Here is a 13,761-nt window from a genome sequence, read left to right on the forward strand (position 1 = left end):
GGTTTTCCTGCCAGTCAGCCCCAAAAAAGTTGTTTAACTAATTAACTAAGCGAAATTATGAAAAAAAAACAAGATTGTCCTGCCGTTCTCAGAACGGGCAGGCTAAAAACCTTATTCTTAACTATGAAACTAACGACCTTGATTATTTTTCTGTCGGTTTTTCATGTTAGCGCAAGTATTTATTCCCAGAATACTAAGCTTAACATTAACCTTTCCGGAAAAACAGTAAAAGATGTATTGGTTGAGATTGAAGAGCAAAGTAAATTTCATTTTTTGTACAATGATGAATTTGCTGATCTTGATCGAATTGTTACAGTCAATACAGAAGAGGCGAATGTAGAGGAAGTATTAGATCAGATTTTTTCTAATTCTTCGGTTACCTACAAAGTAATGAAAAACAACTTGATTGTTTTGACTCCGTCCGGCGTGAATAATCTGGCGGTTCAGTCCAAAGTTGTTAAAGGAGTTGTGAAAGATAAGCAAGGCATGCCATTGCCCGGTGTAACCGTTTTGGAGAAAGGAACAACCAACGGAACCATTACCGATTTTGATGGATACTATTCCCTTGAGGTACCTGCTGATGCTATGTTGCTTTTCAGCTTTGTTGGTATGCAAGTGCAGGAAATTGCGGTTGCTGGTCAGGCAACCATTAATGTTGTCCTGGAGGAAGAAATGCTGGACATCGATGAAGTTGTTGTGGTGGGTTATGGTACTCAAAAGAAAGGTTCTATCACCGGGGCAATCGCGCAATTCGATGCCGAGCAATTGGATGAGCGACCAGTTCAACGTATTGATCAGGCCTTAGTTGGTCAGATGGCAGGTGTGCGTGTTAAACAAACCAGCGGTATGCCCGGAAAGGGATTTAGTATTCAGGTGCGGGGAACAGGATCTATCACTGCCAACAACGAGCCGTTGTATGTAATTGACGGATTCCCGCTGGAAACGTCACAGCAAAGTACATCGGGCGGTTTTTCAACCGGTAACCCACTGGATAACATCAACCCGAATGATATTGAATCAATACAGGTGCTGAAAGATGCTGCCGCCGCTGCTATTTATGGCTCTCGAGCATCAAACGGGGTAGTTCTGATTACCACCAAAAAAGGGAAGGCTGGGAAATCAACCATTTCGTTGAATATGTATACCGGCTGGAGCGAACCCAACCGTAAGATGGACTTATTAAATACAGATGAGTGGATTGACAGGGCCAAAGAAGTGATGAATTATACTTACCTGGCTAAAGATCCGGGAACCCAGAATCGCCAGGCTACGGATGACTACGCAACGCGTCTGGCCAATATTGGTAGTTTTGACCGCAATCAAATGCCTGATCCTGAATGGGATTTGCCTGGTTACGGAAAGTATATGCCTGTTGACTGGCAGGATGAAATCTTCCGTAAGGGGCTTGTTCAAAGCTACCAGTTGTCGGCGAACGGAGGTAACGAAGGGGTGAAATATTTCGTTTCAGGCGACTATTTAAATCAGGAGGCTTATTTCATAAACGTAGATTACGAACGATTTTCGGTGCGTGCCAATGTAGAAGTCACACCAAACAAGAAAGTTACTGCCGGGATCAATATTGCGCCATCTTACTCCATTGGTAACGATCCGGGCGTAGAAGGGAAAGATAACATTCTGCACGTAGCCGTGGGAATGCCCCCGCTGACGGAAGAAGCTGTTGGACTGGACATGAACATTGGTGACAATACAACATTAACATACGGAAACTCGCGTAACAGCCCGGTGCGTGTGCTGGAAAATACAACAGGTTTGACGAAAATATTCAGAACCTTAGCTACTATTTATGGGCAATATGAGTTAATTGACGGTTTGAAGCTGAAATCAACGGTTAACCTGGATAATACAGATCAACGGTACAAATTTTACCGTCCGGCTTTTGTTAGCGGGAGTGGGCCTTCTGCCCGTGTTGCCAGCGGACGTTATAGCGGGTACAATCGGCAAACATTTGTAAACGAGAATACAGTTTCGTATGATAAGATCATAAAAGAAAACCACAACATTTCCGCTGTAGCAGGTTTGTCTTTTAGTACCAACAAGTTCGAGAGTTACCGATTGGCATCAACCGGTGGATTTGGAACGGATTATATAACCACCTTGAATGACGCAGTCGACATCAACGCAAATGCCACGGATACCTATGAGTCAAAGAATACGCTCATGTCATATTTTGGTAGGATCAACTATAGCTTTATGGATCGTTACCTGTTAACGGCCAGTATCCGTCGGGACGGATCGTCGCGTTTTGGACGAGATACAAAGTGGGGGGTATTTCCATCGGCATCTATTGGTTGGCGTATTTCCGAAGAAGATTTTATGGACAATATTGACTGGTTGAGCAATTTGAAAGCTCGCGTGAGCTGGGGTAAAGCAGGAAATAATGGCTTTAGTCAGGATTATGCACATATTGCCCTGCTGACGGGTGCCGATTATTCTTTTAACGGATCGAAAGTAGTAGGTCAGGCTTCGGGTAATTTCCCCAATAAAGACTTGGGTTGGGAAGAATCAGAAACGTTTAACTATGGTTTAGATTTTGGAGTTTTGGAAAACCGGCTTTTCGGTTCGCTTGAGTATTACACAAAAACCAATACAAACTTGTTGCTGAGCATTCCGGTTCCAACCGCAACCGGTTTTTCAACTGCGCTGACTAACATTGGTGAGGTATTTAACAGTGGGTGGGAGCTTGAACTGAACAGCCGGAATTTTACCGGGGAATTTGTGTGGAACACGACCTTTAACCTAAGTTTCAATAAAAATGAGGTTCGTCAGCTGGGACCGGATAATGCCCCTATTCTTGGTGGAGCCTGGGATATTCAGCACAATATCCTTCAGGTTGGTCAGCCGATGTACAGTATTTATGTGGTTCAGCAAGACGGCATCCTGAGTGCAGCAGATATTGCAGCCGGTGCAGCCAGGTACGGAAATCAGGTTGAAGGCGACCCAAAATATGTTGATCAGTTAACTGTTGATACCAATAGCGATGGTATCCCTGATCAGGCTGATGGCGTGATTACTCCGGATGATCGGGTGATTTCAGGGCATCCGAACCCGGACTATGTCTGGGGGATTACCAACTCATTTAAATATAAAGGTTTTGATTTGAGTATATTGATTCAGGGACAACAAGGCGGGGTTCTTTATTCTACTTTTGGACGGGCCATGGACCGTACAGGTATGGGCTGGCTGGATCAGGCAATTGGTGCTTGGCGCGACCGTTGGAGATCTCCTGAAGATCCGGGCGCGGGCTTGAAAGGTAAAGCTTATTCAACATTCGGGCGTATCAAAAATACCGATTGGATGTATTCAAACGATTATTGGAGAATCCGCAATATTACCCTGGGGTATGATTTGGGAAAACTGATCCGAAGTAATGTAATTAGTGGCGCCCGTTTGTATGTAACGGCCGAAAACTGGTTTGGAGACGACAAATACTTCGGCGGATTTAACCCGGAAGCTGTAAACAACAGTGGTGATGACTATGGTGGCGCTCCGCTTCCAAAATCGATGATTTTTGGTCTGAATGTTACATTTTAACAAATAAACTGATTAGCAATGAAAAAAATATTTATCCTATTATCAATCATTGTATTTGGTTTGGCAGCTTGCGAAGATGAGTTAAACCAGGTACCAATCTCTGAAATGAGCGCCGATGGCTTCTTTCAGGATGAAAAAGGATTTGAACAAGCCATTAATGGAACATATGAAGCACTCAGTACTTATCCTGAAAGACAGTTTCACCTTTCCGATGTTCGTTCTGACAATATTTATGGTGTAGGTTCCATGGGGGTTCGTTCTCACGAACCTGTTAATAATTTTGCATTCACCTTGGCTGTGAACGAATATATGACCGAGGCTTGGGATAATAACTTCAAAGGAATTATGCGCGCCAATACAGTTTTGGAGAACCTTTCGGCCGATTTAGTTCCGGATGAGGCTATGCGAAATCGTTTGGAAGGAGAGGCCAAATTCTTGCGTGCCCTCTTTTATTTTGACTTGATCCGTTATTTTGGCCCGGTGCCTTTAGTTGATCGCCTGGTTTCGCCGAACGAAGCGCTGGAAATACCCAGAAGTCCTGTGGCTGATATCTATACGTTGATTATTTCTGACTTGCAGGATGCAGCCCAGAAATTGCCTTCTTCTTATAGCGGAATTAATATTGGCCGGGCTACATCATACGCTGCAAAAGGGTTGTTGGCCCGCGTACACCTGACACGTTCCGGACCTGTGCTTCATCCCGACGGTCCATGTCTGGGTGTGAATGAATACAGCCAGGCATTAAGTCTATTGAATGAGGTTATTGCCGGCCCATACAGCATGTTGACTGATTATGCGGCCACTTTCGATTTGTTCAACGAAAACAATTCGGATATTGTGTTTGATATTCAGTTTGCCAGTGGCGGTCTTGGCGTTGGAGCCAGTTATCCGGGAGAGCTGGCTGGATCTGCTTTTTGGAAAGCTGCCGGTTACCCGTATGCAATCGGGCTGGAAACTAAAGATGTCTCGTACGACTTGATCAATTCGTATGGTGAAAATGATTCACGTTTGGATTTCAACGTTCAGATTGGCTATATCGATCCCACGAACGGCCAGTATGTGGAAGATCCTGTGTGTACAAAATTCTCAAGAATAGACCCGGAAACCTGGGGGGCCGATCGATTCGACTTTGGCATCAACTTTCCGGTGCTTCGCTTTGCCGATGTGCTGTTGATGAAAGCTGAATGTATTTTGCAAGGTGCAAGCGGTACTCAAACCGAAGTCGATAAAATAGTTAGTGACGTTCGGGCTCGAGGTGGTTTATCGGCTGTTTCGAATGTTACGATGGATGATTTATTGGAAGAACGCCGTAAAGAATTTTTAGGCGAAGGATTACGTTGGCACGACTTGGTACGTACCGGAAAAGTGCTGGATGTGATGAATGCCTGGATTCAGGTTGAAGATGAGTCTGGCCAGATGCGAAGCTCGATTGATTATAAGCATATCATTTATCCGATACCTCAATCCCAGATCGATGTAAAAAAAGGTCTGTATGAACAAAACGAAGGTTACGAATAGATGTAATATTTAGCGTTGTTTACTAAAAATCCCGGTCTGTTTGCAGATCGGGATTTTTTTTGATACAGGATTTTATCGATCAGTATCAGGGATATATGTATCAATTCGACTTCTTTACATACTGGGTGAGGATGACGATTTGCTGGCCGTTTACTTTGCCTTCTATTTGTTCGGGGTTGTCGTGTACCAGCGAGATGTTGCGAACGGCAGTTCCTCTTTTCGCAGTAAAACCGCCGCCTTTCACGTTCAGGTCTTTAATCAGTACCACAGTGTCGCCTGCTTGTAGTTGTACTCCGTTGCTGTCCATGTGTTTGATAGCGTCATCTTGTCCGGCGCCATCAGCTTTGGCCCAGGCCAGGTTTTCATCGTCCAGGTAAAGCATATCCAGCAGGTCCTGTGGCCAGCCTTCGGCGCGCATCCGGTTGAGCAGACGCCAAGCCAAAACCTGTATGGCGGGCACCGTACTCCACATGCTGTCGTTCAAGCAGCGGAAATGGTTCGGATCTATCTTGTCCGGATTTGTCACCTGATCGAGGCAGGTAGCACACAGTAGGACGCACTTGTCGCTGTTGTTTTCTGTAACCGGCGGGAGGGCGTAAACAGTCAAGCCGTCGGTGGCGCCGCACAATTCACAGGTCGATCCGCTTCGTGCCAGCAATGCTTTTTCAATACTCATGGTTTATCTTTTTTAAGTCGGCAAAGATAACTGAAATTGCGGGAATGAAAATTCTCATTTTTCGCTTTCGTCGATCAAGTTGTTTTGTAATAAATTGATGTACTTTCGGATAAACAACTCCTTTTGTTTCAGCTTGTATTGCATGATATAGCGGGGATGTTCGAGCGGGATAACCTGGTTGAACCAGTTCATTTTTTTATTCAGGGCTGTCAGGTATTTGTAGTTTTTGTTGTTACCCAGGCAGAAACACGCGTCCCGGTTGATACCAAAGGAGAGTTGTTTCTCCAGCGACTGGATGATGAAAGGTTCGGCTGCCCGGAGCAATTCTTTGCTGTCGTAGTAATTGTAGTTTAGCTCCCTTCCGTTTTTCTTGATTAAAAAGCCAAGCGGAGAAACGGCGCTGATGTAATAGTCCCGGTAAAACGATTCGGGGCCGCCATAGGCCGCAATCATTTCATAGATGAAAACCGAGGAAAGTTCGTGCGTTTCTACACCCGCGATTTCCAACCCACAATCATGCTTTAACCGTTGGGTATCGGTAAACGGAATACCCGTTACACCTGCTCCAAACCGGCCTGGGTTTATTCCCAGGATCAATTTCCGCGGATGATCGTCGCTGTAATATTTGCGGTAAAAGCGTGATGAAGCTTGCAGTGCTGCCGGATTTGCAGCAAACGGATTCATGACGCTGATGTTTTCCGGAAGAAGACCATCAAACTGCAACTCTTGGTTGAACCGGATAACTTTTTCGGCAAAGGTCATTTTAAATCCTTCTGGTTATTGGTGCAAATATCAATAGTTTTTTTGGAAATCGGGAAAATAAAAACGCCACTTTGTCAATACAAAGCAGCGTTTTCAACAGAATAATTTCTTTTAGATGAACAGGTTGAGGTTCGATTTTTCGGCTTCCTCCAAATAGGTGGCAACCCCGCCGATTTCAACGCCGTCAATCAGTTCTTCGGCACTAACGCCCATCACGTCCATCGACATCTGGCAGGCAATCATCCGAACTCCGTTGTCGATAGCCGTGCGGATCATATCTTCAATCGAATCGACGTTTTTGGAAAGCATCCTTTTTTTCATCATCAGCGAGCCCATGCCCAGCATATTCATTTTCGAAAGCTTGAGTTTTCCGGCATCGCCCGGCATCATTTTACCAAACATCTTGCCCATCAGGTCTTTTTCTACTTTGGGTTTATGTGTCTTTTTAATGATGTTCAACCCCCAGAACGTGTAGAATAAGGTCACCTCTTTGCCCATCGAGGCAGCGCCGTTGGCAATGACCAGGGAAGCCAGGGCGCGATCCATATCATCGCTGAAAACCACCATGGTTTTATTCTGTGGAAGTTGTGCTGCCACCGGAATGCCTTGCATGTTTGCCACTTGTTTTGGTGCTGCTTTCTCAATGACCGCCGTGATGATGCCTTCGTTGGAATCCACCGAAACCAGTTTGTTTCCGGTAATGTTGCACCACGATTGCACATCCTTCATAAAACCGGGGTCGCTTGCCTTTTGGAGCAGACGCTCGCCAGGCTGTAGCTTACCGATTTCGGTCTTTAACTTCAGGATAGGGCCGGGACATTGCAGTCCGCAGGCATCCACCTCGAAGGTTTTTACCAGATTGTCAATGCTGGCGTTATCCGCAGGTTTTCCGCGGTAAATGTGATCGTCCTTGGCAATGTAGCTTGATTCGAAGATGTCTTCGTTGCTTTGTTTGCAAGTGGTGTGCTCGTACGTTTTGTAGCCGCCGCTCAGGTTGTAAACTTCTTCAAAACCGTGTTGCATCAGGATGCGGCAGGCAAAATAGCCCCGAATGCCTACCCCGCAATAGACGATAATTTTCTTGTCGCGCGGGATTTCATCCAACTGTTCCCGGATTTTGTCCACCTCAATGTTCAGGGATCCTTCAATGTGGCCCAAGGCATGTTCTTCGGGCGTGCGCACATCCAGCAGGCAAATGTTAGCTGCGTGCAATTGGCTGACATCCTTCCAGTTGATGTTTTTTAGCCTTCCGGTAATGATGTTTTCAGCTACGTAACCGGCCTGGTTCACGGGGTCTTTTGCCGATGAATACGGTGGGGCGTAGGCGTGTTCAATGTCCTGCAGATCGTAAATGCTGCCGTTATTTAGCAAGACGGTGGCAATCAGGTCGATGCGTTTGTCGATACCTTGGTAGCCAATCATTTGGGCGCCATACAGTTTCCCTGTTTTGGGCTGAAAGAGGATCTTCAGCGTATAGGGTAAAGCGCCCGGGTAATAACCGGCGTGTGACGATCCGTGAATAATATTGGAAATATACTCGATTCCTTCGCGTTTCAACGCTTTGGCAGAAAGACCGGTTGATGCCACCGTGATGTCGAATACCTTGGCAATGGCCGTGGCAATAGCGCCTTTGTATTGGCGGGTGTTTCCCAACACGATATTGTCGGCAACAATGCGGCCCTGTTTGTTGGCAGGTCCTGCCAGGTAGGTGTTGACGTACTTCCCGGTAATTGGATGGGGGAACGCAATGGCATCGCCCAACGCGTAAATGTCGGGATCGTTGGTTTGCAGGTAGCTGTTAACTTTGATCCCGCCGTTTTCGGCCAGCTCCAATCCGGCTTCTTTCACAAGCGTGGTCTCGGGGCGCACACCAATCGACAGGATGACCAAGTCGGTTTCAATTTCGCGACCTGACTGCAATTGCACGCTTAAACGCTCATCTTTTCGGGCAAAAGCGCTTACTCCATCTTTCAGGTAGAACTCAACCTGCTTGGTCTTCAGGTGTTGGTGAACTTCGGCAGCCATTTCGTAGTCGAGTGGTGCCATCACTTGGCTGGCCATTTCAACAATGGTAACGTTCATGCCCAGTTTATGGAGGTTCTCGGCCATCTCCAAGCCAATAAAACCGGCACCAATTACCACGGCATGACTGGGCTTGCGGGTGTCGCAAAACGATTTGATTTTATCTGTATCCAACACGTTTCGAAGGGTGAAGATAGCCGGATCGTTAATTCCGGCGATGGGAGGTTTCACCGGCTCGGCACCCGGCGAAACGACTAACTTGTCGTAACTTTCGGTGTAGGTGGCTTTGGTTTGATGGTTCAAGACCTCCACCGTCTTTTCTTCGCGGTTGATCCTGGTAACTTCCTGCATTATGCGTACATCCACATTCAGCCGGGCCCGGAAACTTTCCGGGGTTTGAACCAATAGTTTTTCACGCTCGGTAATGGTGCCGCCAATGTAATACGGCAATCCACAATTGGCGTAGGAAATGTTGGGCCCACGCTCAAACATGATGATCTCTGCATGTTCATCCAATCTTCGTAAGCGGGCAGCAGCAGTTGCACCTCCGGCAACGCCACCTATAATCACATATTTTGCCATTTTGTTGAAATTAAATTAGTTGCGATGAATTATATTGAGTAAAATAAATATGCAAATGTCTATATATTTAAGTGAATGGCAAACTGTAACGGAAATCTATCAGCGGGGATTAATATATTCTTAACGTGAGGTGAGCTGATGGTTGGTTTGCGTTGGGATTTCTTCTGTGTCTTGTTGCTTTGGGCGGTTGCCTTATTTTTTGTTCTTTTGCAGGGTTTTAAAAGAAGTAGGGCATGAAGAAATTTTTAGGATACTTGTTGACACCGGTTTATCTGTTGGTATTTGGATTATTGCTGTTGATTTTTCATCCTGTGCAGGTAATTTGCCGCCTGATTGGAGGTTATCCGCTACGAAAAAAATCGGTGGATGTGTTGAATTTCTTATTGATATACAGCTTGGTGATTTTGGGGGCGCGCATCCGTTTTCGCGGGTTTGAAAAACTGCCGCAGGGACGTCCGTTTCTGATTGTTTCCAATCACCAAAGTACGTTGGATATTCCACCTATCGTTTGGGGATTTCGCAAACACCATCCGAAATTTGTTTCCAAGATGGAGCTTGGGAAAGGCATCCCGAGCATTTCGTATAACCTGCGGCATGGCGGTTCGGCCCTGATCGACCGGAAAAATGGGCGTCAGTCAATTGTTGAGATCACCAAACTGGGCAAACACATCGAGAAGGAAACTTATTGCGCCAGTATTTTCCCAGAAGGTACGCGCAGTAAAAACGGAAAGGTGAAGACTTTCCAACCTGCAGGAGTGGCTTCGTTGTTGCGTGCGGCCCCTTCCGCGTGGATTGTTCCTTTTGTGATTGACGGCAATAGTAAGTTGATGGAAAAGGGTTATTTCCCGATGCAATTTGGCACCCGCCTGACCTATACTGCTTTGGAGCCTATTGATCCTGCCGGGCGCGATCCGAAGGAGCTGACCGAAGAGATTGAACGAAAAATCAAACAGCATCTCGGGCAGGCGTAGTTTCGGGTTCTGACTGCAATTTGAGACTCCAGCGACGCTACTCTGCCGGCCTGATCTTTCTCAAATTTGTTCCCACCCTTGCCGGTGGTTGTGGCGGATCCAGTCTTCTGCCATTTGTTTGGCTGGCAAGCTGGTAAAATCCTTGTTGAAGCGAGGATCACCGTTGATCACTTCAAACCGGTCTTTGGTCAGCACTTTTAACTGGTCGCGGTCGCTGATGTTGGTAAAGCGCATGGCAGCACCATCCCATACTAATTTACGCTGCAAGCTTTGCAGCCGGACGGCCAGCACACCCATCACCACCATTTCGTTTAGGGGGCCGGCATAGTCGAAGTTGGAAGAGGCTTCCACCCGGTTTTGCGGCATTTCTTTGCAGGCCCTGATCCAGTCTTGCTCGTGTCCGCCTTTCATGGCATTGGCAATACGCCGGATTGATTTGACAGGTTGTTCAAAATGTGCCATCTCCCGGGTTGGCAGCAGTGTGGGGTTTTTTGCATATGTCCCGCACATGATCCTCCCTTTTGTGCCGTGAAAAATGCAGCCGCCATCGGCATCGCCCATTTGCTCACCAATCTCCAGCTCATCAGGCCGGGGAGGCATTAACCCGCCATCGTACCAGCTCACGGTTACCGGGGGCATGGCAACTTTGGGCAGGTTGTCTCGTGCCGGAAAATCATAAACCACTATTTCAGCATTGGGGGCCGACTCGGTGTTTACCGGCGTTGAACTTGCCTGTACCGCCGACGGGTATTCCAATTTCAGCGCTTTAAAAACGGGGTCGAGGATGTGGCAGGCCATGTCGCCCAGGGCACCGGTACCAAAGTCCCACCAGCCGCGCCAGTTCCAGGGGGTATAAACTTCGTGGTACGGGCGGTATTTTGCCGGGCCGATGAATAAGTCCCAATCGAGGGTTTTTGGAATGCGCATATCCCTGGCGGGCCGCTCCAGGCCTTGCGGCCAGATGGGACGGTTGGTCCATGCATCTACCCGGGTGATCTCGCCTATTTTACCTGCCCAGATCCATTCGCAAATTTGCCTGATTCCTTCTCCCGAATTGCCCTGGTTGCCCATTTGGGTGGCCACTCCGTACTTGCGGGCGGTTTCGGTAAGCACGCGCGACTCGAAGACAGAATGGGTTAGTGGTTTTTGCAGAAAAACATGAATTCCCTGCCGCATAGCCATCAGTGCCGGAAGGGCGTGGGTGTGGTCTGGCGTGGCAATCATCACCGCGTCGATATTCTTTTGTTTGTCGAACATTTCCCGAAAATCCTTGTAACGGGCTGCCAGCGGCCATTCACGGAAGGAATTCCGTCCGGCATAGGCTTCGTCCACATCACAGAGGGCAACGATATTTTCGGTGTCCATGTGTTTCAGGTTGCGGTAGCCCATGCCACCAACACCAATCCCGGCAATGTTCAGTTTATCGCTGGGGGGCCGGTGTCCGAGTCCGGCAATCACCTGACTGGGCAGGATGCTAAAGGCGGCAACGGCCCCGGCAGTGGTGCCAAGAAATTTTCGGCGGTTGAGGGTTGGTTTCTCAGGGTTCATAGGTTGTGTTTTGGGAATGCTCGTGGCAATTTAGCAAGAAATGCCGACGAACAAAAAAATCCGCGAGGCGGGCGGCAAAACTTCTTATAAATACAAACAGTAGTAGGCGACTTGGCCGTTGGCTTTCACCTTGAAACGAACATCTTTTTCAACCCGGAAGGTTTCTCCTTTGCTATAGGTTTTCCAATTGGTTTCGCCGGGAAGCATCACGTCAAGCAAGCCGCTGGTGACGGTCATCAGTTCGATGGTGGCAGTGCCGAAGTCGTATTCGCCGGCTTCCATCACGCCAACAGTGGCAGTTCCCTCAGCATTTTCAAGAGCAACGGATTTAACTGTTCCTCCGAAATATTCATTCACTTTCAACATAAAATTTGATTTTTTGGGTTAAAGTTTGAAGCAAAAATAGCAGAATAATGCCGGCTTGGTGCGGGGAGAATGAAAAACGGGATAAGAAAATCTTACCCCGTTTTTATAGTGGTTTGAAAAGAATACAAAATTAGGCCGGCATATCAGGCAAGCTCCAGGGAGCACGGTAGGTGTGCTTGATCAGTTCGGCAGCAAATTCTTTAGCCGGAACCGGATCGGTCCATGTTTTGTCGAATGTCGGGTGTCCGTCGTGGATTTTGAAACCGTCTTTAATAACGGTACGAATGGTTTCATCATCTTTCAGGTTGGTGAATTCCATTTTTTCACCATTCCATTCCAGTTCTTTGTTCAGGTTTTGCAGGCGGACAGCCAATACGCCCATTACTACCATTTCGTTGAATGGTCCGGCCTCGCTGAAGTCGGAAGCGGTAGCAACGCGGTTTTCGGGGCTTTCTTTACATGCGCGGACCCAATCCATTTCGTGGCTGGTTTCAATGCGGCGACGGAATTTGGGTGCATTGGGTACACGTCCTGACAACAGCCATGGATTAACTCCGTAGCAACCGCAAATGAGTTTGTCTTTGGTGCCGTGGAAGATAACGCCACCACCGGCATCGTTCGGGTTTTTACCGGCAGGCCATCCTTCGGGAAGCATTTGTTTGATGCCGCCATCGTACCAGAAAACTTCAACTTCGGGAAGTTTAATTTTCATTTTCTTCTTCGGGGTACGTGCCGGGAAGGTCAGTTTTACCGATTGAGCAGTAGGGGCGCAATCTTGCAGTAAGAGGGTAGAGTTGCCCTGTGCTTTGGTTGGGTAGCCCAATTCGAGGCCAACAAATACCGGGTGCAGGATGTGGCAGGCCATATCGCCCAGGGCGCCTGTACCGTAGTCCCACCAGCCGCGCCAGTTCCAGGGATGATAAACTTCGTTGTACGGGCGCATTTTTGCCGGGCCAACAAACAAGTCCCAATCAAGCGTGTCAGGAACCCAATGTCCAACCTCCGGTGTATTTAGTCCTTGCGGCCAGATCGGACGGTCGGTGAACGCTTCTACTTTGGTAATTTCACCAATCTCTCCGTTGGCGATCCATTCAGTGGTCAGGTTTACGCCTTCGCCCGATGAACCTTGGTTTCCCATGGAGGTAGCTACGTTATGTTTCGCGGCCAGTTTGGTTAGCAAACGCGACTCGTAAACCGTGTGGGTCAATGGTTTTTGCAGGTAAACGTGTTTGCCCATGGTCATGGCGTGAGCCGCTGTAATGGCGTGGGTGTGGTCTGCTGTGGCAATTACCACGCCGTCTATGGATTTACCAAGCTTATCATACATTTCCCGCCAGTCTTTAAATTTCTCAGCTTTGGGGAAATAATCGAAAACGCGCTTGGCATATTTCCAGTCAACATCACACAGGCCGATAATGTTTTCTGATTCCAGGTTTTTCAGGTTGGCAAAACCCATACCGCCAACACCAATACCCACGAGGTTTAGTTTGTCACTCGGGGCTTTGTGTCCCAAACCTGCCACAACATAACTGGGAAGGATGGTGAATCCGGCCGCAGCAGCTGCGGCAGTTCCCAAAAACGATCTTCTGGAAACCTGACTTTTTTCGTTTGACTTATTCTTCATAGTTCAATAAAATGAAATTGATTTAGGTGTGTGTTTTTGAATAATGATGGCTCATTTTTAAAAAACCTTCTAAAGATAAAACTATCCGGATGATTGGCAAAACTGTTTTCGATCATAATGGCCACTCCAGAAACCTGTAG

The 13,761-nt window shown here is 47.4% G+C and carries 9 protein-coding genes; 3 read left to right on the forward strand and 6 right to left on the reverse strand.

Features of this window, described 5'->3' with window-relative positions; all coding sequences use genetic code 11:
- Positions 1-123: 123 nt before the first annotated feature.
- A complete protein-coding gene (locus N2K84_RS15885) occupies positions 124-3,552 on the forward strand; it encodes a SusC/RagA family TonB-linked outer membrane protein (RefSeq protein ID WP_282592814.1) in 3,429 nt (1,142 codons plus the stop codon).
- Positions 3,553-3,570: 18 nt separating this feature from the next.
- On the forward strand, positions 3,571-5,070 hold the full coding sequence (locus N2K84_RS15890; protein ID WP_282592815.1) for a RagB/SusD family nutrient uptake outer membrane protein: 1,500 nt from the start codon (positions 3,571-3,573) through the stop codon (positions 5,068-5,070).
- A gap of 100 nt (positions 5,071-5,170) precedes the next feature.
- On the opposite strand, the gene N2K84_RS15895 is transcribed toward N2K84_RS15890, so the two are convergent.
- From N2K84_RS15895 to N2K84_RS15905, 3 genes are all read right to left on the reverse strand, one after another.
- Complete coding sequence (locus N2K84_RS15895) at positions 5,171-5,746, reverse strand: PhnA domain-containing protein (protein WP_282592816.1); 576 nt, start codon at positions 5,744-5,746, stop codon at positions 5,171-5,173.
- 54 nt (positions 5,747-5,800) lie between these two features.
- Entirely contained in the window at positions 5,801-6,508 is a 708-nt protein-coding gene (locus tag N2K84_RS15900; protein WP_282592817.1) for a uracil-DNA glycosylase family protein, read from the reverse strand.
- A 111-nt stretch (positions 6,509-6,619) separates the two neighbouring features.
- Complete coding sequence (locus N2K84_RS15905; protein ID WP_282592818.1) at positions 6,620-9,112, reverse strand: CoA-disulfide reductase; 2,493 nt, start codon at positions 9,110-9,112, stop codon at positions 6,620-6,622.
- 233 nt (positions 9,113-9,345) lie between these two features.
- Between N2K84_RS15905 and N2K84_RS15910 the strand changes: the two genes are divergently transcribed.
- A complete protein-coding gene (locus tag N2K84_RS15910) occupies positions 9,346-10,083 on the forward strand; it encodes a lysophospholipid acyltransferase family protein (RefSeq protein ID WP_282592819.1) in 738 nt (245 codons plus the stop codon).
- A gap of 60 nt (positions 10,084-10,143) precedes the next feature.
- On the opposite strand, the gene N2K84_RS15915 is transcribed toward N2K84_RS15910, so the two are convergent.
- The 3 genes from N2K84_RS15915 to N2K84_RS15925 form a co-directional block, all read right to left on the reverse strand.
- Positions 10,144-11,631, reverse strand: a complete 1,488-nt coding sequence (locus tag N2K84_RS15915) for a Gfo/Idh/MocA family protein (protein ID WP_282592820.1) — start codon at positions 11,629-11,631, stop codon at positions 10,144-10,146.
- Positions 11,632-11,715: 84 nt separating this feature from the next.
- Complete coding sequence (gene ppnP, locus N2K84_RS15920) at positions 11,716-11,997, reverse strand: pyrimidine/purine nucleoside phosphorylase (RefSeq protein ID WP_282592821.1); 282 nt, start codon at positions 11,995-11,997, stop codon at positions 11,716-11,718.
- Between the two features lie 130 nt (positions 11,998-12,127).
- Positions 12,128-13,621 carry a Gfo/Idh/MocA family oxidoreductase gene (locus N2K84_RS15925; protein ID WP_282592822.1) on the reverse strand — a complete coding sequence of 498 codons (1,494 nt, stop codon included), beginning with the start codon at positions 13,619-13,621 and terminating at the stop codon, positions 12,128-12,130.
- Between the last annotated feature and the right edge of the window lie 140 nt (positions 13,622-13,761).

It is taken from the genome of Gaoshiqia sediminis (assembly GCF_025907915.1).
In the GTDB taxonomy this organism is placed as follows: domain Bacteria; phylum Bacteroidota; class Bacteroidia; order Bacteroidales; family Prolixibacteraceae; genus Gaoshiqia; species Gaoshiqia sediminis.